At 59.6% G+C, this 23,346-nt stretch carries 16 protein-coding genes; 6 read left to right on the top strand and 10 right to left on the bottom strand.

The window, feature by feature from the left end; all coding sequences use genetic code 11:
- From QMG79_RS10680 to QMG79_RS10670, 3 genes are all read right to left on the bottom strand, one after another.
- Positions 1-897, bottom strand: a complete 897-nt coding sequence (locus tag QMG79_RS10680; protein WP_283538566.1) for an ABC transporter permease — start codon at positions 895-897, stop codon at positions 1-3.
- A gap of 4 nt (positions 898-901) precedes the next feature.
- Positions 902-1,882 (bottom strand): ABC transporter ATP-binding protein, encoded by a 981-nt coding sequence (locus QMG79_RS10675; RefSeq protein ID WP_283538565.1) that lies wholly within the window; start codon positions 1,880-1,882, stop codon positions 902-904.
- A 209-nt stretch (positions 1,883-2,091) separates the two neighbouring features.
- Positions 2,092-3,591, bottom strand: coding sequence for a bifunctional phosphatase PAP2/diacylglycerol kinase family protein (locus tag QMG79_RS10670; RefSeq protein WP_283538564.1), 1,500 nt, complete (start codon positions 3,589-3,591; stop codon positions 2,092-2,094).
- A gap of 61 nt (positions 3,592-3,652) precedes the next feature.
- Here QMG79_RS10670 and QMG79_RS10665 point away from each other — a divergent pair, with 61 nt between their 5' ends.
- Complete coding sequence (locus QMG79_RS10665; RefSeq protein ID WP_283538563.1) at positions 3,653-4,309, top strand: phosphatase PAP2 family protein; 657 nt, start codon at positions 3,653-3,655, stop codon at positions 4,307-4,309.
- On the opposite strand, the gene QMG79_RS10660 is transcribed toward QMG79_RS10665, so the two are convergent.
- From QMG79_RS10660 to QMG79_RS10630, 7 genes are all read right to left on the bottom strand, one after another.
- Complete coding sequence (locus tag QMG79_RS10660; protein WP_283538562.1) at positions 4,302-5,486, bottom strand: MFS transporter; 1,185 nt, start codon at positions 5,484-5,486, stop codon at positions 4,302-4,304. The genes QMG79_RS10665 and QMG79_RS10660 overlap by 8 nt on opposite strands.
- A 140-nt stretch (positions 5,487-5,626) precedes the next feature.
- Entirely contained in the window at positions 5,627-7,309 is a 1,683-nt protein-coding gene (locus tag QMG79_RS10655) for an ABC-F family ATP-binding cassette domain-containing protein (RefSeq protein WP_283538561.1), read from the bottom strand.
- Between the two features lie 44 nt (positions 7,310-7,353).
- Positions 7,354-9,315, bottom strand: coding sequence for a penicillin-binding transpeptidase domain-containing protein (locus QMG79_RS10650; RefSeq protein ID WP_283538560.1), 1,962 nt, complete (start codon positions 9,313-9,315; stop codon positions 7,354-7,356).
- Positions 9,316-9,402: 87 nt separating this feature from the next.
- The gene (locus tag QMG79_RS10645; RefSeq protein ID WP_283538559.1) at positions 9,403-10,851 is read right to left on the bottom strand and encodes a phytoene desaturase family protein; all 1,449 of its coding nucleotides are present in this window, start codon (positions 10,849-10,851) and stop codon (positions 9,403-9,405) included.
- Positions 10,844-12,361 carry a glycosyltransferase family 87 protein gene (locus QMG79_RS10640; RefSeq protein ID WP_283538558.1) on the bottom strand — a complete coding sequence of 506 codons (1,518 nt, stop codon included), beginning with the start codon at positions 12,359-12,361 and terminating at the stop codon, positions 10,844-10,846. The genes QMG79_RS10645 and QMG79_RS10640 overlap by 8 nt, the downstream gene beginning before the upstream one ends.
- Positions 12,362-12,405: 44 nt before the next feature.
- The gene (locus QMG79_RS10635) at positions 12,406-12,990 is read right to left on the bottom strand and encodes a histidine phosphatase family protein (RefSeq protein WP_283538557.1); all 585 of its coding nucleotides are present in this window, start codon (positions 12,988-12,990) and stop codon (positions 12,406-12,408) included.
- Complete coding sequence (locus tag QMG79_RS10630; RefSeq protein ID WP_283538556.1) at positions 12,987-14,471, bottom strand: CCA tRNA nucleotidyltransferase; 1,485 nt, start codon at positions 14,469-14,471, stop codon at positions 12,987-12,989. The genes QMG79_RS10635 and QMG79_RS10630 overlap by 4 nt, the downstream gene beginning before the upstream one ends.
- Before the next feature lie 171 nt (positions 14,472-14,642).
- On the opposite strand from QMG79_RS10630, the gene QMG79_RS10625 reads away from it, so the two are divergent.
- The 5 genes from QMG79_RS10625 to trxA all read left to right on the top strand — a co-directional run bounded on the left by QMG79_RS10625 (position 14,643) and on the right by trxA (position 20,437).
- Positions 14,643-15,191, top strand: a complete 549-nt coding sequence (locus QMG79_RS10625; protein WP_283538555.1) for an NUDIX hydrolase — start codon at positions 14,643-14,645, stop codon at positions 15,189-15,191.
- 80 nt (positions 15,192-15,271) lie between these two features.
- Positions 15,272-17,404: a murein biosynthesis integral membrane protein MurJ gene (gene murJ, locus QMG79_RS10620; RefSeq protein WP_283538554.1), complete on the top strand. Its 2,133-nt coding sequence runs from the start codon at positions 15,272-15,274 to the stop codon at positions 17,402-17,404.
- Positions 17,405-17,573: 169 nt separating this feature from the next.
- Entirely contained in the window at positions 17,574-19,016 is a 1,443-nt protein-coding gene (locus tag QMG79_RS10615; protein ID WP_283538553.1) for an ABC transporter substrate-binding protein, read from the top strand.
- A 105-nt stretch (positions 19,017-19,121) separates the two neighbouring features.
- Positions 19,122-20,078, top strand: coding sequence for a thioredoxin-disulfide reductase (trxB, locus tag QMG79_RS10610; RefSeq protein ID WP_283538552.1), 957 nt, complete (start codon positions 19,122-19,124; stop codon positions 20,076-20,078).
- A 32-nt stretch (positions 20,079-20,110) separates the two neighbouring features.
- Positions 20,111-20,437: a thioredoxin gene (gene trxA / locus QMG79_RS10605; RefSeq protein WP_283538551.1), complete on the top strand. Its 327-nt coding sequence runs from the start codon at positions 20,111-20,113 to the stop codon at positions 20,435-20,437.
- Positions 20,438-23,346: the final 2,909 nt, after the last annotated feature.

Genomic DNA, 23,346 nt, shown 5'->3' with positions numbered 1-23,346 from the left:
TCAGACGTCGCGTCGCTTGAGGACCAGGACAGCGGGCACCATAAAGACCACCACATAGCCCAGGAAAAGCAGCCCGGCCTGCCAGGGATCTAGCATTCCGTCGACCTGGCCAATGGAGAGGAACCGACCACCGGCCTCGCTGGGAATGAATTTGGGCAGGTCTTTCCAGAAGTCACCGGGTACCAGGCCCAGGAAGGATGCAGCGATTGGCAGGACAAAGAAAATACCCACGAGGACAGTGATCCCGCCCGCGGAATTCCGCAGCAGGGTTCCCAATGAAAGGCCGATCAGCGCTACACCAGCTACGTACAGCCCACCGGTGAAGACGCTATAGATCACGCCGTCCGTGGACCAGTCCAGCTCGAGTCCCGTTCCCTGGAGGATCGGAATGGACATGGCGAAAATGATGACGCCGGCCACTAGCGTCACAAGGTACGAGGCGACAACGAGGATGATTGCCTTTGCGAAGAACGCCGGCAGCCGTTTGGGTACAGCCGCCATCGTGGAGCGGATCATTCCCGTCGAATACTCGGATGAAATAAAGAGGACGGCCAGCGCCCCAAGGACCAGAATGGTGATCTGCAGTCCAGCATTGGGCAGGTTGTAGAGGTCAAAACCAGCCCCTGGTGGGAACGACTGTTCCAGCATCTCCGGCGTCAGCGTCCTGTTCTGCTCCGCTGCTGCGCTTTGCAACCCATCGATGGTCAGGAAGCGGATCCAGGCCGTCAGGACGCCTATGCCAATGGTGGCCACAAAGGTCACAATCAACAGGATTCGGGTGGAGGTCAAGGAACGGAATTTGATCCATTCGGACCTCAGGACGCCGCCAAAGCTGACCCCGCCCGAACCGGCAGAAGAAGCGCGGTTTGTTGCGCGTGATGCAGTAGATGTACTCATGGCCTTACTTTCCTGCCGCTGCGGGGATGGACTGATCTGTTCCGGGTTGCTGCCCGGAGGACGGGCCTGCCGGTTGGCCTGAGACGTGGGAGTGGTACTCCACCTCGTCCTTGGTGAGATCGAAATATGCCTCTTCCAGGGAGGTGGTCTGCGGGGTCAGTTCGTAGACCAGGAGTCCATTTTCCAGGGCCACCTGGGCAATCTGGCGCGGATCAACCCCGGTGACCTGCAGGGTCTCCGTCTCGCTCTGGTCCACCTTCACACCCGAGTCCCCCAGGAGGGTCGCCAGGACAGAGGCATGCTGTGTGCGAACCAGGACCTTGCTCTGCCTGGCGCCAGAAAGGATCTCCTGCATGGGGGCGTCGGCAATGATCCGGCCGCGGCCAATCACAATCAGGTGATCGGCCGTTTGGGCCATCTCGCTCATCAGGTGGGAGGAGAGGAATACCGTCTTCCCCAAGCTGGCCTGGTAGCGGACAAGGTTGCGCACCCAGAGGACGCCCTCAGGGTCGAGGCCATTGACCGGTTCGTCAAGGATCAGGGTCTGGGGATCGCCCAGCAGCGCTGCCGCAATACCGAGACGCTGGCCCATACCGAGGGAGAACCCGCCGGCCTTCTTTTTGGCTACATCGGTCAGGCCTGTCATCTCAATGACTTCCTGAACCCTGGACTTGGGGATCCGGTGGGTGGCGGCCATGGCCATCAAATGGTTGTAGGCACTACGGCTTGTGTGGACTGCCTTGGCGTCAAGAAGGGCGCCAACCTGATGGAGGGGATCCTGATGTTTGGCATAGGGGACGCCATTAACAGTGACGGTGCCCGCCGTGGGGCGGTCCAGCCCAACAATCATGCGCATTGTGGTGGACTTGCCGGCACCGTTTGGCCCCAGGAAGCCTGTGACCTGGCCTGGCTGGACAGCAAAGCTGACACCATGGACGGCTGTCTTGCTGCCGTAAACCTTGGTCAGCCCATTTGCTTCAATCATGGGAGGAATCCTTTGTTTCTGCTGCGGGTGTGTGGACGGACGCGGATGCGTCAGGATTTTTCGTGGTGTCTTCAACGCTACCGTTGACTGCCACGGCAGGCGACGGTCCAAGGGATGATTCCAGAGGCGGTCTGGGGTACTCCCATTGGATGATCACGTCCCTGTTTCAGGAGCTGACAGTGCGCGCTTTGCACCAACTCGCGGTTCGTTCAGGTCCTCGGCGGGCAGTAGTAAGTCAGTTTCAGGGGATCCAGGCGGAATTCCACGGCCCGGACGCCAGCCAGTGCTTCGCCATCTACTGCGAGCACCAGGGGATCGCCGCCAGCAGCCACCCGCACGCCGGTGCTCTCGCTCACATGCGTTACCCGCGACGTCGCTACAGTCCCGGTCAGCACAGACCCCAAGAGCCGCAGGCGAGCGAACGCCTCATCAGCGGTGATCATTCGAATATCAAAGACGCCGTCGTCAAGGAGGGGACGCACAAGCGGGGCATGATCACGGGGATAGAAGCGCCCCCGGCCCACATACATGATCCAGAGCTTATGGCGTCGACCATCAACGTCCAGCGCCGTGGGGGTGGCGCCTGCGAAAGTCCTGATCATCGCCACAAAGGCCGCAATGGGCTTTCCCAGGGCGGGTTGCAGCAGTTCCCGTCGCCGCACCATATCTGGATACAGGCCGATACTCCCGGTATTGAGCATAAGCCTGTGAATCTGTTCAGGCCTCCCAGTGGTTCCACGCTCCACGTGGACTACACCCACATCGGCAAGAGCGCCGGATCCTGCCGTGGCGGCCGCGACTGCCTCTGTCAGCGACGACATTCCGGCGTCCCGGGCAAAGTGGTTGAGCGTACCGCCGGGCAGGGTCAGCAGCGGAAGGGAATGCTCGGCGGCAGCCGCCGCCACGGTGCCCACCGTCCCGTCACCGCCCCACACCCCCAGCGCCCTGGTTGCGGGATCCTCGACAATATCGGCAAGGGCCTGCTGAATTCCGGGGCCTGAGCCGGCAGTCTTAATATTCGCCTTGGGGAATACTTTGGCCAGCGTTGTGGCTGTTTCCGTGTCGTACGATCCGCCCATCGTATTGACCAGGATGGCCAAGCCTTCGCCATCGGGCAGGGGAGCTACCGGCACGCGATGGTGTTGTGCCGTGGGGATTGGTGGCCGAACTGGCCACCAATGGCGTATCAGGAGCGCTGCGCCTGTGCCAAGCGCGCAACCAATGAACACGTCCGAGGGCCAATGAGCTCCGGTGTGCACCCGCGAATAGGCGACAGCGCCAGCAAGTGGGGCCACAGCGATTCCCGCACCAGGGTGCACCAGCCCCACGCCAACCGCAAAAGCAGCAGCCGAGGCCGAATGCCCCGACGGCATGGACGAGCTGGTGGGTTGCGGAGCGACGAACCGAAAGTCGGGGAGATGCGCCGGCAGCGGCCTGGCCCTGGGCAGGAGGGTCTTAAAGACGATATTGGTGAGCCCAGACGCAACTGCCTGGGCCAGGAGGCCATGTAACGCCGCATGCCGCGGGCGACCGGGAATCAGGGCGAGCGCCCCCGCAACGCCGAGCCAGAGCTTACCATGGTTGGCAGCATTGGACAGCCGCCGGAAGACGTCATCGTGCTTGCCGTGCGGAACACCTGCCAGCACACCGACAAGTGCCCGATCGGCACGTGAAACTGCTGTGTACCCTGGCCTGGCAATGCTTCGCATCCGCCAACCCTACAACTGCCAACCCGGATGGCCCTACGGGTTCCAGGGCTAGGATGTAGCCATGTTTTCCGCGATCCGCCCGCAGCAATTGCCCACTGGCGGAACAGTGGGCGTGGCCGCCGTGGCCCTGGCTGCGCTGGGGCTCCTGACAGCCTTCCTGCTTGCCGATGCCCAACACCCGATATTCCAGGCCCCCGACGATGCCTGGACCGCATGGGTTGCTGATGCCCGGAGTCCATCCCTCGATGCCGTCAATCAGGTACTTAACGTTGCGGGTTACCGCGGGGTTCTGCTGCTCCAGGCCACCCTTACCCTGTTGCTGTTTGTTCGCCACCGTCCTGCCGACGCACTCTTCTCTCTGGCCTCCGGTGGTTTGGTACTTTTGCTCTTGCAGGTCCTCAAGGCTGCAGTAGGACGCGTTCGTCCGCCCAACACGGTGGTCCTTACTGACACAGGATCCTTTCCCTCTGGTCACACAGCAACCACTACTGCATTTCTGCTGCTGCTGGCTCTCCTGATTGCCCGCTGGTGGATGTGGCTTCTAGCGCTTGTCCTGAGCCTGGCAATGGCGCTCAGCAGAATCTACCTTCAGGCGCACTGGGCCACAGATACCCTTGGGGGCATACTTCTTGCCGTCACCGTGGTACCCGCGCTCTGGCTTGCTTTCCAGAAAAATGCCCGGCGCGGCCGTGTCGAAGGGCGTCGTGAAACTACCTAGCTGGCAACGGCTTCGCTACACCAGCTAGCAGCAGCGCCAACACGATAGGCGCCATGATCACCAGGAGTGCCGCATGGATACCAGTGATGTCGCCTAGGAAACCGAGAAGTGGCGGTCCGGCCAGGAATGAGGTGTATCCAATCGTTGACACCACGGAAACCCGTTTTGCCGCCTGGGTGGGATCATCTGCTGCAGCAGACATTCCCATCGGAAAAGCCATTGCGGCACCAACTCCCCACAGAGCGACTCCTCCTGCGGCAAACCACGGATTGTCCGCAAGGACAAAAAGTCCCAGCCCGGCGGCGGCAGCGACCATGCTGGCACGGAGCACAACCACTCTGCCGTACTGATCAATGAGCCGACCGCCAAAAAACCGCATGGCTGTCATTGACAACACAAAAAGGGCAAAGAGCAGGGCTCCCGCGGACTCCGTAGTGCCCAGGCCATCCACTGATGCTTTGGCAATCCAGTCATTTCCGGCACCCTCCGTGAGCGTTGCACCCAGCACCACGACGCCCAGCAGAAGGGTCCTGCTATCCCGCCATGCTGAGGTACCGCCCTGGACTGCGCCCTCCGTTGTTGGCGTGGAAGGCTCCGCTTGATGCGGGAGAAAAAATCGCGGCACGACGGTTGTCACTGCTGCCACCACAATGGAAATGACCACGAGGTGGAGGGGCAGCCCCACCCCCATTCCGGAGAGTCCGGATCCAATCAGCGCCCCAATAAATGCTCCACCGCTGAAGGCCGCATGGAACTGCGGCATGATGGTGCGCCTGAGGCGATGTTCGACGTCGGCGCCCTCCAGGTTCTGTGCCACGTCCCAGAGTCCAATGGCGATCCCAAAGAAGAACAGCGCCACGGCCAGGGCGGGAGACGACGCAATGTGCAGTGCCCCGGCTATTCCAAGGCCAGCGATCGACGCGACCATCCCTGCGGCACGCACCGTATTGGCGGTTCCCAACCTCCCCACCACGAAGCCCGCCGTCGGGAGTCCCAGCAGCGATCCAACAGCTGCGCACAGCAGAAGGGTTCCCATCTGCCCAGAGCTGATATCCAGGATCTCGGTGACTGCTGGAATACGGGCAGCCCAGCTGGCAAAGACGAGCCCATTGGCGCCGAAGATGACGAAGGTGGCCAAGGAAGCCGCTCGAACGCGGGATTCCACCGAAGTTTTCATGCGCTCACTACTTCCACTGAATGATCTGCGAGGATGCGTCGTTCATCGCCGCGGAGGTAACGGTCCGTGACCACATTGCATTCCTTTAAGAAGGACCTTTTTGGCTTTCCCTACGGACGTTCCACCACTATCGACTGCTATTATCTCGCCCTGACAACACGTTTTTCGTCCCACACAGGTTCCTCGGATTCGTAGACCTTGCCATCGGAACCAAACACCAGGAACCTGTCAAACGTGCGGGCAAACCACCTGTCATGCGTTACGGCAAGAACCGTCCCCTCAAAATGATCGATGGCCTTTTCGAGAGCCTCTGCCGAATGCAGGTCAAGGTTGTCCGTAGGCTCATCGAGCAACAGCAGCGTGGCCCCGGAAAGCTGGAGCAGCAAAATCTGGAAGCGGGCTTGCTGTCCACCGGAGAGGGACTCGTACTTCTGCTCCGACTGTGAAGCCAGCCCATACCCGTCGAGGGCTCCGGCAGCTGCCTCCCTGCCCATCCCAGAGCGGTGCTCATCGCCCCGGTGCAGGATCTCCAACAGGGTCTTACCCAGCAAGTCAGGGCGGACATGGGTCTGGGCGAAAAAACCGGGCCGGATCCGCGCGCCGAGTTTTACGGTGCCCTGATGCGGAACTTCTGCAATCTCGACATCGGACACGGGCAGGTGCTCGCGCTCCGGGTCAGTTCCTCCCGTGGCCAACAGCCGGAGGAAGTGGCTTTTCCCAGAGCCGTTGGAGCCCAGGACCCCCACCCTGTCGCCAAACCAGATTTCGGTGGAAAAGGGCTTCATGAGGCCTGTCAGTTCCAACTTCTGCGCAACAACCGCACGTTTGGCCGTGCGGCCGCCCTTCAACCGCATGTTCACGTTCTGCTCAATGGGCAGGGCTTCCGGAGGCCCAGCTTCCAGGAACTTTGCCAGGCGCGTCTGGGCTGCGTGATACCTGTTGGCCATGTCGGAGCGGAACGCAGCCTTGTTCTTGTACATGTTAACGAGTTCCTTGAGCTTGATGTGCTCCTCGTCCCACCGCTTCCGCAACTCCTCGAATCGGGCATGGCGGTCAGCACGTGCTTCAACATACGTCCCGAACCCCCCACCGTGGATCCAGGCGCTGGCTCCATTGATACCAGGTTCCAGGGTGACGATGCGCCCGGCCGCATTGTCCAACAGTTCCCTGTCATGGCTGATGAAGAAGACAGTCTTGCGCGACTCGTTGAGTTTGCTCTCCAGCCACCGCTTCCCCGGGACATCCAGGTAATTGTCCGGTTCGTCCAAGAGGAGCAGTTCGTCAGGGCCGGAAAACAGTGCCTCCAGGACAAGGCGCTTCTGTTCGCCACCAGAGAGCGTGCTGGCTGGCCGGTGCTGGGCCTTGTCGAACGGTAGGCCCAGAGCGGCCATGCACACTTCATCCCAGACCGTCTCGACGTCGTAGCCTCCAACGTCACCCCAGTCGACTATGGCCTGGGCATAAGCCATCTGCGTGGGTTCATCATCATGCTCCACCATTGCGAGCTCGGCTGCATCCACGGTTTTTGCTGCGGCGGCCAGGACTGGCGGTGCGGCCGAGACAAGGAGATCGCGAACCGTGGAATCGTCGCGTACCTGTCCAACAAACTGCCGCATGATCCCCATGTTTCCGGACCTGCCAATAACGCCCTCATCTGCGGTCAGGTCATTGGCGATGATGCGGAACAGGGTTGTCTTTCCCGCACCATTGGGCCCGATCAGCGCCGTTTTGGTGCCATCGGGCACCTTGAAGGTCACGCCGTTGAGGAGCTGGGTTCCGTCAGAGAGGAAATAGTCAATAGCAGAAACGTCAATATGGGCCACGGTCCCATCCTCCCATGCGTTGCCGGCTGGGACAGTGGAAGCTGTTATCCAGCCGCGGTCAGGAACGACTGCAGGAGCGGCCCCGACGTCGTAGCCCCCAGGCCTCCCTCTTCAACAAATACCGCAACCGCCAGATCACCATGGATGGCAACAATCCAGGCATGGGTCTTGGGGGGAGTATCGTTGCCAAATTCGGCGGTTCCAGTTTTCGCCTGGACCGGAGCCCCGGGGACAGCTTCCAGGAAGCCGGCATGGCCGGAAGTGACGACGGCCCGCATCATGTCCCCTATTGCCGCCGATTCAGCAGCGGTAACAGGCGACACCGGGCCCGTGGCAGTGGGCTGGGGGCTGGCCACCGTCGACGGCTCCGGGGACCCCGAGACAGACGGAGATGCCGAAGCACTCGGTGCTGCGCTCCTGCTGGTGGTTTCCGGATTGGTAACCAGCTGTGGGGAAACGGTAGCTCCCTTGGCAACAGAAGCCGCCATGACTGCCGCAGACAGGGGGGACACCAGGACTTTTCCTTGGCCGATCATGGATGCGGCATGTTCTGTGCCTTCCGCCTGCCCGGGCACGGAACCCAGGAATGCCTCAGCACCAAGCTTTGGTGCCTCGATGGCCACTCCCAGGGATGTTGCCACTGATTCCAGCTGCTCCTGCGTCACGGAATCCCGGGCAGCGATGAACGCCGTATTGCAGGAGTGTGCAAAGGCGTCGCGGAGGGTGACATCGCCCAACGAGCCTTCCGGGTAACCTTCAGCGTTCTTGAACGTCCGGCCTTCTACATTCAGGGTCGGCGTGCACTGGACTATGGTCTCTGGCGTAGCGCCGTTCCGGATCATGGCCAAAGAATCCACAATCTTGAAAGTGGAGCCTGGGGCGTACTGTCCGAGCATGGCCGTGTTGTAGCCGTTGCTTCCCGGCCCCGACGCCGCCGCAAGGACAGCACCGGTGGACGGCCGGACGGCTACGAGCGCAGAGGCGGGTCCGACGTCGGCGAGTGTTTTTTCTGCCAGTTCCTGGAGCCCGAGGTCCAGGGTTGTCCGCAGTGGTTCGCCAGGCACAGGAGGAGTTGAGAAAAGCGGGCGCGGCGCTGGGCCGCTTTCTCCTGAATCAGGATTTTCTGCGGAAATCTCCAGTCCGTCAACGCCCCGCAGGCGCTCGTCATACTGCTGCTGCAGGCCACCGTTTCCGGTCAGGTCGCCCTGCAGAAGTCCACCCCCAGACGCTTCAATCTGCTCACTGTTGACCGGGTTGACAGTTCCCAGGATGCCGCGGGCAAACGTGCGGCTGGGCGCAAGAGGGAGTTTTTCCGTGGTGGTAAACCCCCCTGGAATGGCATTTACTTGCTCGTCGGTAATGGTGCGTCCTTCCTCGCGGAGGGTAATCGCAGCGACAAATGCTTCGGGCCCCGCAGCACTGACCTGCGCGGAAAACGCAGCCGGATCTACCTCCACCAACATCGCAAGCTGGGTGGCGGAGTCGACAGCATCCGCGGATCCGAGGCGGGTCTTATCAATGCCAACGTTCACCACGTCGCGGGTTGTCACAATGGGGGCATCGTCCGCACCCAAGAAATCTGCACGTGGAGGAGCGATAGTGGCCCGTCGAAGGACTTCACCATCCTGGAGCCCTGCCACGAGGAGCTCGGGCGACCAGGTGGTCACCCACTCGTTCTCGGACTTGGCAAGCCGGGCGGACACCGTGTACTTCCACTGCGTGCCGCCAATGTCCCAGGTGTAGTTCAGGGGAACCTTTGCCGTGTCCTGTTCGAGCGTCAGTTCACCAACGTCAATGGTTGGTTTGGCTGGCTCCAATGCCTTGAAGATGCTCTGGAGTTCAGTATTGACCGCCGCAGATTCGAGGCCCTCAAAGGGGACGGAGCTGACGTCCTGGATTTGGACTGCATCGGCAAGCTTGGCGGCAGCGGATTCCGCGTCGGTTCGCGGATCGTCGCACGCCACCAAGGACGCCCCCATAACAAAGCTGGCTATGACAAGTGACATTCTCTTCGTATTCCCCACGGCGCCCATTATGCCCGGTTCCACAAACAAAGGGGTGTCAATTAATGCCAGCTCATCAACGGGAAGGGATCAGGTGCCCCGGTGCCCAAGGTACGGAGTACCTTTCCCAAAGATTGATCCGAGCACTTCGCGGGCAGCAAGGAATCCAGGCATACCGGTCACGCCAGGGCCCGGCGGGGTGGAAGAGGAGCAGAGATAGACACCGGGCAGCGGAGTCTTCCATGGGACACGGGAGATGACCGGGCGGCGGATAAGACCCCGCAGGTCCATGATTCCGCTACTGAAGTCACCACCAACATAGTTTTCGTTGTAGTCGGCGAGCTGCTGCCCGGTTGTCACATGGTGATCGACCACCAGATCCCTGAAACCGGGGGCGAATCGCTCAAGCTGAGCCGTGATCGCCTCGCTCATGTCAACGGTGGATCCTGCGGGTGCATGGCAATACGTCCACAGGACGTGATGGCCGGACGGGGCCCGCGTCGAATCGAACGTCGATGGCTGGGACACCAGGACATAGGGACGTTTCGGGTGCCTGCCGGCGGCAACGTCATTTTCCGATGCTGCGAGTTCTGCCCGGGTGCCACCCACGTGGAGCGTTCCCGCCCCGGCCAAGCGCGGGTCCGCCCATGGAACAGGCCCAGACAGGATGTAGTCCACCTTGCAGGACGCACTGCCGTAGCGAAACGCCGCCATGGCCTTGGCGTAGCGCGGCGGCAGTGCGCCGCCGGCAAGCCTGGTCAGGCCCGCCGGCGCGATGTCCAGGAGGGTGGCGCGTGAGGCTGGGAGCTCCGCCAGCGAATCAACCCGGTGATTGGTGTGCACTATCCCACCGTGGGCCTGGAAATCCTCTGTCAGCGCGGCGGCAATGGCGCCGGATCCACCCACTGGAATGGGCCAGCCTTCAGCATGTCCCAGGGCACCAAGCATCAGGCCAGCGGCGGCAGATGTCAGCGCCGGCTGTCGCGTGATGGCGTGTCCTGCGAGACCACTGATCAAGGCTGGCGCCAGATCTTCCCGAAAGCGTAGTCCCCACATCCTGGTGCCCTGTTCGAGGACCCTGGCGGCGAAGACAGCCGCTGCAATCGGCTCCCTGGGAATCCGCAGGAGCTGGTTCTGTGTCAGGTCCAGTATGCCGCTCAGACGTTCCACCAGTGGTGCCATCAGCGACTGGTAGGCCAGCCCGTCACGGCCCAGTTCAACTGCTGTGCGCTCCAGCGAACGATAGGCGAGTGCTGACCGGCCGTCGTCCAAAGGCGTGGCAAAGGAGATATCCGGGACCAGCATCTCGGTACGGTTCCGTAGACCAAAGGCCGTGAAAAACGGGGAAGCCAGGGCCATGGGATGCACGGCACTACACATGTCATGGACGTAGCCCTGCCGCATCAGCTCCATAGTCCGCATGCCACCTCCGACGGTGGGAGCTGCTTCATGCAGTTCTACGGCCAACCCCGCCCGTGCCAGGGTGACCGCCGCAGACAACCCGTTGGGACCACTTCCCACCACTACTGCATCAGGCATGATTCCCTTTCGCGCGTTGATCACGTGGTTCCGTCGCCGATTTATCAAGAAGGGCGTGCATGCCATCGTACGAGGTTGCTCCACCTCCGCGGCGCAGTGGAAAGTAGCGTGCGTCTGGGGCTTCGCGAAAAGGACCGCCTTGGGGATCGTCCATCCCCTGGCGACGGACGGGGTCCATTGCAGGCTGATAAATGTCCCAGATCACCCTTGCCATAAGATATGCCGTGGCGAGCATATGTAGGATTACTGCCAGGACGTAATACGGCGTATCAATGTTGTGCTGCGAGGGGCCGTTGCTGGTGATCCGTCCGAGGTACATCCAGGTTGCCGCCCAGTGCAGGACTTCTGCCCCCTGCCAGACAAGGTAATCCCGCCACCGTGGACGGGCCAGCGCAATGAGCGGGATCAACCAGACAACAAATTGTGGCGAGTAGACCTTGTTGCACAGGATAAAAGCGGCCACTCCCAGGAAGAGAAGCTGGGCCAGCCGTGGCCGGCGTTCTGCTGTCACTGCAACAGCGGCTATTCCGAGGCAACTAAGAACAAAAAGGCCCGCGAAAAGCAGGTTGATGGTCCGTGGTTCAAGGACCGAACTCCCCGTCTGGCCGGCTACCAGATTGTAGGCAAACCACGCGGAACCATACCCGGCTTCCCGGCCAACAGAGAATTGGCCAAATGATTCCCACGCCGCCGGGTTCAACAAGGCAACTGGAAGGTTGACTGCACCCCAGGTTGCTGCCGCAGCAGCGGTCGTCACAATGAACGGACGCCATCTGCCGGTCCGCAGACCCAAGAGAAAGATAGCTCCCAAGAAAATCACTGGATAGAGCTTGGTGGCCACCGCAAGACCAATCAGGATACCTGCCGGCACCAGGCGGTTCCTAGCAAAAAACAGCATGCCCATGGCCAGGAGTCCGGCAGCCCACATGTCCCAATTGATGACCCCCGCCAAGACAATCCCCGGCGCAAGGGCCACCATGGCGGCATCCCATGGCCGCCTGCCTGCCATCCTCGCAGTGGCTATCACCGTGACAATCCAGACGGCGGCAATCAATGTTGCGTTGATATCGAAATACGCCAGGCTGCGGGCTGCACTGTAGCCCTCGCCGGGGGTCAACAGCGCCGTGAGGGCAGCCAGAAAACCTATCAGCACAGGGTACTCAAGGGACGCCCCGGCAGTGAAGATCGGCAACGTACCGTCGCCAATGCCACGGTTGCGGAAAAGTTCGGGAAAATCGGAATAGCACGTCGAATAGAACTGCGCCGGGCTCTCCCAGCCGTTGGTCCGGCAGTACTGCTTCACCGCAATACTAAGCAGCGCCGCTCCGACCGTAAGAAGTATCAAGACGCGTTCCACAGTGAAAATGTGCGGTGCCACAATCCCCGGAGCTGTGCGTTTTCCGAGCGGACCGCCTAGGACTTCGGTGAAGTGACGCAGCAGGGAATCGCTCCCGCTCGGCACAACAAGCCGCAGCGGACGCTGCGGCGGGTGCGGTGGGATCTCCGGCATGATCCTGAGCATACCGCCAGGCGACGACGGTCAGTGGATGCAGATCAGATTCCCCACCGGACAATGGCTGGCGTCTTCTTGTCCCAGCCCAGGGTGCAGACCTTTGCGGTGCCGAGCACAAAGTGCCTTCCTTCGTCCGGTGCCAATCCGAGCCAGCGGGCCGTCAGGATTCGAGAAAAGTGGCCATGGGCAACCACCAGGACATTATCCAGTTTCGACTCGAGGACGCGCTCAACTATCCGGTCCGCACGGGCGGCCACCTGCGCAAGGGACTCACCGTTGGGCACGCCATCATTCCAGATGAGGTAGTCCGGGTTGTCCTTGCGGATCAGGTCCGAACTTATGCCCTCATAGTCGCCGTAATCCCACTCCACGGCTTGCGGCTCCAGCTCAGCTTCGGGAAAACCAGCCAGCTCGGCGGTCCGGCGCGCACGTCGGAGCGGCGAGGTCAAAATCAGGTCAAAATCGATCCCTTCCAGGACTTTGCGCGCATCGACTGCCTGCCGTTCTCCTTCCACGGTTAGTGGAATATCCGTCAGGCCGGTGTACTGCCCGCTTTTGGACCATTCGGTCTCTCCATGGCGCAGGATCCATAACTGCGGACGTGCGGCAGTGTTTGAAGGGCTCACTTTGTCTCCTTGGGGGGCTCAACGTCGGTTTCGGCTGGGGTGGCTGCCTCTGGCTGTTCGGCCCACCAAGCATGAAGCTTATTTTCTGCGTCCCCGAGGTCAAGGGGGCCGTGTTCCATTCTTTCCTCAAGGAGGAATCGATAGGCCCGGCCCACCACTGGGCCTGGCTTCAGTTTGAGTAATTCCATGATCCGCGCCCCGTCGAGGTCTGGTCTGACGGCTTCGAGGGACTCGCGTTCTTGGATGTCGGCAATACGGGACTCCAGATCGTCATAGGCAAAGGAAAGCCTGTCTGCCTTCTTCTGGTTTCGGGTGGTGACGTCAGAACGCGTCAGGCGGTGCAGGCGGTGCAGGAGCGGGCCTGCGTCCGTGACGTAACGACGCACGGCCGAATCACTCCAACCGGCCTCCCCATACCCGTAAAAGCGCATGTGCAGCTCCACGAGCCTCGCAACAGCCTTGGTGGTGTCATTGTCAAAGCGCAAGGCCTTCATGCGTTTTGCGGTGAGTTTGGCACCCACCATGTCATGGTGGCGAAAGCTGACCGCGCCGCCTGGTTCGAAGCGCCGCGTAGCCGGCTTGCCGACGTCGTGCATCAATGCCGCAAACCGCAGCACAAAATCCGGGCCCGGAACGGCACCTTCTGGTCCAGATTCAAGCGCCGCCGCCTGTTCAACTACCTGCAGGGAATGCTGGTAGACATCCTTGTGGCGGTGGTGTTCGTCAGATTCAAGCCGAAGGGCCGAAACTTCCGGAAGGACATGGTCCGCGATTCCTGTATCCACCAGCAGGTTGATCCCGTGACGGGGATGGGCGCCGCAGATCAGCTTCACGAGCTCGTCACGGACACGTTCTGCGGAGATGATGCTGATCCGATCCGCCATGGACGTCATAGCTGCAAGGACATCGTCCCGGACAGTGACACCCAATGCTGAGGCGAAACGGGCAGCACGCATCATGCGCAGGGGATCATCGGAGAACGAGTCCTCCGGTGACCCGGGCGTAGCGAGGCGGAGGTCATGCAGGTCCCTCACACCGCCAAAAGGGTCCACCAGTTCAAGGCTGGGGAGGCGCAGCGCCATCGCGTTGATGGTGAAGTCCCGTCGCTGCAGGTCATCAATCAGTGATGACCCGAAAGCCACCACGGGCTTGCGTGATTCAGGGTCGTAAGCCTCAGCGCGGTAAGTGGTTACCTCAATCTGGAATCCTGCCTTACGCATTCCAATGGTCCCGAAGGCCTTGCCGATTTCCCAAAAGTTGTCAGCCCATTTTTTGATGATGGTGACGGTCTGGTCCGGCGTGGCGTTTGTGGTGAAATCAAGGTCTGGCGACTGCCGCCCCAAAAAGAGGTCCCGGACGGGACCGCCCACCAGCGACAACTCATACCCGGCAGCAACAAAGCGTTGCCCGAGTTCCAGGACAACGGGGTCCACTGCGAATTCAACTGTTGGGGAGCCGGATCCCTGATGTGCGTGCGCCATAGTTCCTTAAGCTTGGCAGAAAGAACGGCATTGGGAAGCCAGGACCTGCCCCGGGATGTGCCAGTTTGGGCGTAATCCGAGTTCGCTCCGTCACCTTTTGTCTTCCCTTAGTCGTCCTGGAGGACACGATTCGGTCATCACCAACGGGCAAGAGTCGTTAGAGTGGACCTCATGGCCCAACCCGTACCGAGCGCTCCCGGCAGGAGGACAAACGCACCGTTGCCATCGGCAATCGGTGCCCACGTTGCGCCTGCCCAGCCGCACGCCTCGGTACAGCTCCCAACAGTGGAGGAAGTCTCCGCCGGTGGCGTTGTCATCGATACGTCCGACGCCGAACTTCGCGTCGCGATTATTGCCCGCCTTAACAGGGGCGGACGGTTGGAATGGTGCCTTCCGAAAGGCCACCCCGAGGGCGTTGAGAACAATGAGGAGGCAGCGGTCCGCGAGATCGCTGAAGAAACAGGGATTGAGGGACGTATTCTTGCTCCCCTTGGCAGCATCGACTACTGGTTCACCGTCAGTGGGCACCGCGTCCACAAGACAGTGCACCACTACCTCCTTCGAGCCACGGGTGGGGTGCTCACCATCGAGAATGACCCCGACCACGAAGCGGTCGACGTCGCGTGGGTTCCGCTGGCCGAACTTGCCCGGAAACTGTCGTTCCCGAATGAACGCCGGATCGCGGACCTTGCCCGGGAAGTCCTGCCAGACCATAAGTAAAGCTCTTCTCGGGAACTCAATTTGCCGGAAATGTGTGGGCTTTTCAACCCGAGGGGTCTCCGGGTGAGACGATAAAGCGGATGTCTAGCAACGTATCCTCCCAGAAACCCGGCAGTGCAGGTCTCCCAGCAGCGGCCCCCACTGATTCATCGGGCTCCCAGGCTGGGGAGACCCGCTCCAGTGCCATCATGGCCGCTGGCACCCTAGTGTCACGTCTGCTGGGCTTTGGAAAGACGTGGATGCTTGGTGCCGCCCTTGGACTGGGTTCGACGGTTAATGACACCTTCATCAACGCCAACAACCTGCCAAACCTGATCTTCCTACTGGTGGCCGGCGGTGTGTTCAATGCTGTTCTGGTGCCACAGATCATCAAGGCCAGTAAGGCTCCGGATCGCGGCGCCGATTACATCAGCCGCCTCCTGACCCTCGCCGTGCTGGTGCTGCTGAGCCTGACAGCGCTGGTGACAGCGCTGGCTCCTGTGGTCATAGACCTGACCACCCAGGGTTACTCGCCGCAGCAAAAGGCCCTCGCTGTCACTTTCGCTTTCTGGTGCCTGCCCCAAATCTTCTTTTACGGCCTGTATGCGTTGCTAACGCAGGTTCTTAACGCAAACGGCGCCTTTGGTCCCGCAATGTGGGCCCCCATTCTGAACAACCTGGTAGCCATTGGCGGACTGGGCATGTTCATCGTTATTTTCGGCGCAAACAACATCAATTCCCACACGCTGGACAACTGGGGGTCCACCCAGACCTTCCTGGTCGCTGGTTTCTCGACGATTGGTGTCGTGGCCCAGACCGCCATTCTCCTCATCCCGGTTTTCCGGCTGAAACTCGGGCTGCGGCCGCGCTTCGGTTGGCGCGGCGTGGGACTTGGCCAGGCAGCAAAACTAGGGGTGTGGACGCTCCTGACCGCCGTCGTCGGACAGTTGGCATTCCTGTACGTGATGCGCATTGCCACCATTCCCGGAGCAGAACGGCTTCGCCTCCAGGCGGAGGGGGCACCAGGCGCTGACCGGCTGCCTGGCAACGCGATCCTGGAGGTCGCCAGTCAGTTGTACCTGCTGCCGCACTCGATTATTGCGCTGTCACTGGCAACTGTGCTCTTCAACCGGATGACACGCGCTTCCCAGGACGGAAATACGCCAGCCCTCCGCGGTGCCCTGTCGCACGGTCTGCGGACCATGGCAGTAGCTACCGTTTTTGGCGCGTTGGCCCTCTTTGCCCTTGCCGGTCCGCTGGGCATGTTCTTCTCGGGCGGCAGTACCCAGGACGGTGTCATGTTGGCCCAGACATTGACCATCCTTGCCCTGAGTACCCCCTTTATGAGCGCCAACTTCATGATGAGCCGGGTGTTCTACGCGAACGAAGACGCCAGAACACCTTTTTATATCCAACTGTTCCTGGCCGGCCTTAACGTGGTTGGCGCCTTTGTCATCCAGTTCCTGCCCGTTGGCACCATCATCTACGCCATCGCGGGCCTCTACACCGCCGGAAACATCCTCTCCGTTGTGATCAGCGCCTTCTTCCTGCGTCGAATGCTCGGACACCTGGATGGGCCGCGAATTGCCTCTTCGTATATCCGCATGGGCTACGCAGCCCTCGGGTCCGCAGTTGTCGGCGCTGGCGCGTTGGGCCTGCTCGGAAGCTACAGCGGCGACGGGTTCGCTTGGAGCTCCAGGCCAGCAGCAGTTGTCACCCTTGTGGTGGTGGGACCGATCATGCTGGTGGTCTACCTGGTTCTACTGAAGGTCCTTCGGGTTACGGAACTGCGGGATCTCCTTCGTCCCCTGATGGGACGGTTCAGCAAGGGCCCCGACGACGACGGCAACGGGGGAGGGCAACAAGGGCCGGCTCCACAACCTCCCCGGTCACCCGTGGATTCAGGCGCTCCACCAGCGCCTCTCCGCCAGCCTTTCTCGACGGCAACAATGGAGACTGTAGCTCTTGATACCGGACTCATTCCCAGTATTTCCGGAGCCTTCGATGCCACTGCCTACCGCGCCACCCGCGCTGGCACTGTTGACTCCCGTGACACCGATTCAGACCGGCTCACACCAGAGCCGGCGAGTTTCTACCTGCCAGAAGAAGAACACCTGGACGCCGCTCCAGGTCGCACTCAACCCCCGGAGAACCTGCCTTTTGGACGTCACACCTACCAGGGGCCTGCAGGACAGAACCCTGACTTCCCCTCAACGACCGGCCAAGAAAAGTAGCCACAATCCTCATAGCCAGCACCCATCATCGGCCCCCGAAGGCCTGTATCCGCTAGGATCGGGTAAGGAAAAAGGGATAGTTGCGCAGCGGCTTTCCATGGCGTGCTGGCGCAGATCTTGGACAACAGGCCAGGCCCGCTCCCAGCCCCGGACAGTCTAGGAGGAACTCGTGTCCCAGCCGATCGATGTTGGATCAGTACTTGGTGGCCGCTACAAGGTCACAGCAACGGTTTTGACCTCCCACGACCAGGACCTGGTATTGGATGGCGTGGATCAGGTGCTCAACAGGCCCGTCAGCATCCTGGTGGCTGGGCCAGGCAATGGCGACCAGGTCGCACAGAGCGCCCGCGAAGTTGCAACCGGTGAACGTCCAGGCAGCGTGCAGGTCTTGGATCTGGGAGTCAGCGAGGAACACACCTACCTGATCACCAATCACACCTCGGCCCCGGATCTTCTTGATCTGGTAGTAGCCTCCAATCCGCCCTACGTGGAACCGTTCTTCACGGACACGCTGGGCAGTGAAATATTTGGCCAGCCCCGCTCTACCGAACCCGAAGTGTACGGTGAGGACAACGGCGTCGACGCCGGATTTATCACCTATGACGACCAGTACTCGAGCCAGGTGGACCCTTACCCCGCCAGCTCCGCCGCGGAACCAGTCCAGCCGCCCACGCGGACCGACGCTCCACATGAGTCCGATTCCACCGCCCCCCAGACCGTTCACTCTGGAAGACCTTCTGGGGAGCCCAAAGTCTCCCTGTGGTCGGAGGACGATTATCGCAGTGACAGTTCACGCGACGTACCCAGTTGGGAGGATCAGACACCCGAGGAGCCAGCATCGAAAAACAGGGCTGCTGCAGCGTTTCCGCTCCTCGCACGAAAAGGCACTCCGGCCGCTGCGTCCGAACCTGCTGATACTCCCGACATCGACGATGACGGCGATGGCGAAGAAGCCCGTGAACCACGGTCCATGCGCTGGCTTGTCGGCGGCATACTGGCAGTTGTCCTGGTGGGCGGGCTTGTCTTTGCAGTCAACGGCCTCGGGTCAATCACGACAGCCAGCGATCAGAGCGCAGATCCAGTGGTCACCGAACCGGCCCCGGCCCCGCCCTCCACGACTGCGCCGTCACCCTCCCCTTCGGAAACAACGGCCCCACCGGCTGTAGCTCCAGTCATCGATACAGTGACGAGGCAGGGCGCTTTCGACTTCGCTGCAGGCTATGACGGTGACTTGGCCAAGGCTTTTGACGGTAACACGGCCAGCTACTGGTCTGACATGGAATTCGCCACGGAGAACTGGGGCGGATTGGCTCCAGAGGGGGTTCCGCTGGTGGTAAAGCTGAAGGAACCCTCCAGGGTTTCTTCCGTCACCCTCACCCAATTGGGGGCATCCGGTGGCAATGTCAGTATCTTCACTAACAGCAAGCCGTCCCTGGACGGCGCCAAACAACTTGGCAACAGCGGCTTCACCGGCACGGAACTAACCGTGCCCGCAGCAGAACCAGAAACAGCAGAGTACGTTATCGTCTCCATCAAGACACTCCCTAAGCTGGCGGTCCCCAAAACCCGCTATGGCTTCGGGCTTCGCTTGGCTGAAATCACGGTCCAGTAGGTCAGTCGATCCCTGCTCCGCAGGAATATTAGGCACTACGCATCAGTTGTGCCGTATGGAAGCCCTCACGGGCTAACCACCACAAAGGAAGAGGTTAACTGTTTCGTGAGCACCACAGATAGCACAGCAACTGATGTCCGCGACGTCATCATCGTTGGGTCCGGTCCGGCGGGATATACGGCAGCTGTCTACACTGCCCGCGCCAACCTGAATCCTTTGCTTCTCGCAGGCTCCGTTACCGCAGGTGGTGAGCTCATGAACACCACCGATGTCGAAAACTACCCAGGTTTCCCTGAAGGCATCATGGGGCCGGACCTCATGGAGAACTTCGAAAAGCAGGCGGCTCGCTTCGGTACGGAAATCCAGTTTGAGGATGTCACGTCCTTGGAGCTTGAGGGTGATATCAAGACGGTCACCATTGGCACCGGGGAAACGTTCAGGGCCAGGGCCATCATCCTTTCTACCGGATCCGCGTACCGTGAATTGGGCCTGGCCAACGAAAAACGCCTCTCAGGCCACGGTGTCAGTTGGTGCGCAACCTGCGATGGTTTCTTTTTCAAAAATCAGGACATAGCTGTCATTGGTGGGGGAGACTCCGCAATGGAAGAAGCTTTGTTCCTCACGAAGTTTGCCAAGTCAGTGACAGTGGTCCATCGCCGTGACACACTACGTGCTTCAAAGATCATGGCGGACCGGGCGCTGGCCCACGAGAAGATCACCTTCGTGTGGAATTCCGGTGTTGAAGATGTTCTTGGTGGGGACAAGGTGACTGGTCTGAAGCTAAAGAATCTCCAGGACGGCACCGAATCCGAGCTTGCAGTCACGGGCGTTTTTGTCGCCATTGGAAACGATCCTCGAACGCACTTGGTCAAGGATGTCCTCGAGCTGACCCCGGAAGGAACAATTGCCGTTCAGGGCCGAAGCTCGCGTACCAGCCTCAAGGGTGTCTTTGCTGCTGGCGACGTCATAGACCCAACATACCGTCAGGCGATCACAGCTTCGGGTTCGGGTTGCGCCGCTGCAATTGACGTAGAGCACTACCTGGCAGATCTTCCCGCCTAGAACTATCCATTTCATTGGAAAGAGAGACAGCAATGAGCAACGCAAAAGATATAACAGACGCAAGCTTCGCAACAGATGTATTGGGCTCCGAGAAGCCAGTCATTGTGGATTTCTGGGCTGAGTGGTGCGGGCCCTGCCGCAAGTTGAGCCCCATACTCGATGAGCTTTCCATCGAATACAGCGAAAAGATCGACGTCGTCAAGGTCAACGTTGATGACAATCCAGGAATCGCGGCACAGTACGGAATCACATCAATTCCGGCGGTATACCTGTTCCAGGGCGGCGAGGTGAAGAGCACCGTAATTGGCGCCAAGCCAAAGCAGTTCTTTGAAAAGGAATTCGCAGGCGTTCTTTCCTAAGTAGGGACCGACGCTCGCCAGCGAGCTTAAGAGAGGGCTTCAGGTACCAACCTGAAGTCCTCTTTTTTTGCACAAATGTCATGGCCGAATCCTCGGTTCGCTGGACACGCTGCCAACTGCCCTCCGTGAGCTATCGCCTCCGGACCGTACCTCCGGCGTTTGTGCGGGCCATCTGAAAATGAAAAACAAGCTCCGTGGCACGTCACGGGATGTGGGGAATATTCAGGTCACATAACAACCCGAAAGGGTGACTTGCACAACTACCTACAGTGCCGTGCACGGTTCACGGGAGTTGCTACCGCCAGACACCACAGTTTCTCCCGTTACGCCAAGAGAATTTCGGGACATCCCTTCGGATAATTCCCATCGTCAAGGTGGTGTTTCACGTGAAACACCACAGGTACTCATTCGCGTGGAAGAATGCGCAAACCTCTGTGAGCCATAACCAGGGGTGATCAAGCACGTACGGTATGCCGTTTCGACTTTCCTCGGATACGCCGGCAACCTAGTACGTAGTTTAGAGCTCGCCTGTTGAAAGCCACCTAAGGGAGGCGGACAGTGTCCTAGTACAGGTCCATTCCGGCGACACCTTATTCTGGCTCACCCGAAGCAATACTCAGACGCAAGGTGGTCACTAAGGGGTTCTGCCCTGGAACCGCCATGCGATGACTACAATCTCATGAACCGGCAGGCGGTTCAACCTGTGGACCTGTTTCACGTGAAACATACCAGAATGAGGCTCCATTGTCCCCAAGCAGCCCGACAAGGAACGCAGCCTGCCTCATGCTCAGGATCCCCTGTTCATCCAAACAGGTCCCACCGGTTTTTGATACTCAGGCTTACCTCTCCATCAAAATGTCAACGACACTACTTCAGCAACATTTGGTCGAAACTTTCCTGAGGAAGCCCGGAATCCACATAAACTTCGAACTTCAGGACCCTTGCGAACCATCTGATGCGATGTAGAGCGCACTGAGGAGCCTAAAGGGCTGCCAGATCTGCTGCCCTGCCGAGTCACAAAGTGCTCAAAACTTACTGATGCTTAGCACTTCACGGCTATTCGGCCGCTCTGGTTTCACGTGAAACATTCAAATCCATCACAAGTAGACGGTGCGCAACATACCTGACCCTGGCTTCCTTCCCAGATCCATCCACCCGATATCCAACGCAACATCCGCTGCTTGAAATTATGAACGGCTAAGTCGATCACAAAAAACAAGAATACGAGACCAGCCTATGAGTGAGCCAGATGAGGGGGAGAGTACGCAAGCACGCCAACCACTGTCTCAAACTACATCTCACTCACCTCTATTCTTTTCGGGAGCACGGCGACCGTAGCCTGTCCAAGGAGTGCACACGGGTCATCAACGTCCCGGAATACTTCCAGACCCCTGGCGGCAACCCAACAGCACCCTCAGGCCTCTCGTGGGTTGGAGCGGCCCGAAACATCCAGATGATGGGCTGCCTACACTGGCAATATTGCAACATGCCAAATAAATTGGGTAGGACAAGCCAGTGGTCTACGGCATCAATGTTTCCCGTGAAACATTCTTGTGCGTTATTGCAAAACTTCTACACCTTGACGAGTCGCTGGCTTCCCATCACCAGCAAAAGCAGCTCGAACATAAGCATCCACCTGAACCAGGCCTTCACACTACGTGGATTGGTGAGAAAAATCCCGGGCAGAGTCCAGACACCCCATGCGCTCCGATTCTATGATGCCGGATTGACCAGGGTGTTGACTGCAATTGGAGTATAGACACAGTCGACCCCGTCGCGTGGAGTCATACCGGGCTCGAAACGCCAATATTGGGTCACGCCAGCGCGCGATCTCAAGTTCAGCAACGCGGCCCAATTCGATCATGCAATCCCAATGGCTCGGAGGTCTGTCTGGGTGAGTTCCTGTTGGACCAAGCCCATAGAAATGCCAAAAAGTCCGTCCGATATCCACAGATCCGTTCCCGCTTATCCACAGCGATATCCACAGCACACATTCATTGCCGCCTGTCAGGCTACAGACTGCACCCTGCGCCACTGCAAGTATTTACCAACCCGACACTGCGCTCCGCGGGGAAGTTGAGAACTGCGAGCAGCAACCCACACAGAGCGAATCCGCCCGTAATCAACCTAAATTCCTTTGGAACCAGGTGAATGTGGGAGAAAATTGACGCAGCTACCAGCCTCATCACAAACCAACCCTTGCACCGATCGCAGTCGGCAGTTCATCGAACCAAGAAAGTCCTCATGTGCAGCTCGGAAACAAGTATCGGCAATCCGTACCCGACATAGACCAATGAACAATATCCCATCGGTTATGCACAGTCACAATCCTTCTTATCCACAGCCAATCTAGTTAACGATCTACGGTAGTTCCTCATGACTTCGTCTGTAGTGAAAAACCACGAGCCGGGCATTCCATCGACGATGAACATGCATGAAGTCATAGTTCAACGGGCCAACCACACACAAGCTGCATTTGTAGGATGGCCCTGGCCGGAGGAGGACTCCAGCACCCTCACGACGCCGTCACTGTAGATACCGAGACACTCTTCCCGAATTCCTGCCGCAGTAGAACCAGCACTCTCTGGTTCGGCGCATCTCCCTTTGGTCCCCGAAGGATATCCCGCTCAAAATCAACGAGGAGATGTCTCCAATGCAGAGGCAGTGTCACCCATACACTTGCGCGCTCAACGACAAGTTTCACGTGAAACACCTGAGATTCAGCGGTGTAAAGACTACGTAGGTGATCAAACCACAAAGATGGAATTGCCGCCAGGGATTCTGTCCCCAACTGAAAAAAAATTGGCGCCACAAATGTACAGAACCCCGCAGAACGCCAGCTCGAACCATACTTGTTTCACGTGAAACAAGACAGCTATTAGCAATGACATTCTTGGTCGATCCACACC

The sequence above is a fragment of the Pseudarthrobacter sp. PS3-L1 genome (assembly GCF_030063285.1).
In the GTDB taxonomy this organism is placed as follows: domain Bacteria; phylum Actinomycetota; class Actinomycetes; order Actinomycetales; family Micrococcaceae; genus Arthrobacter.
Note: the sequence above shows the minus strand (reverse complement) of the source record. Positions and strands in the feature narration are given on the sequence as shown.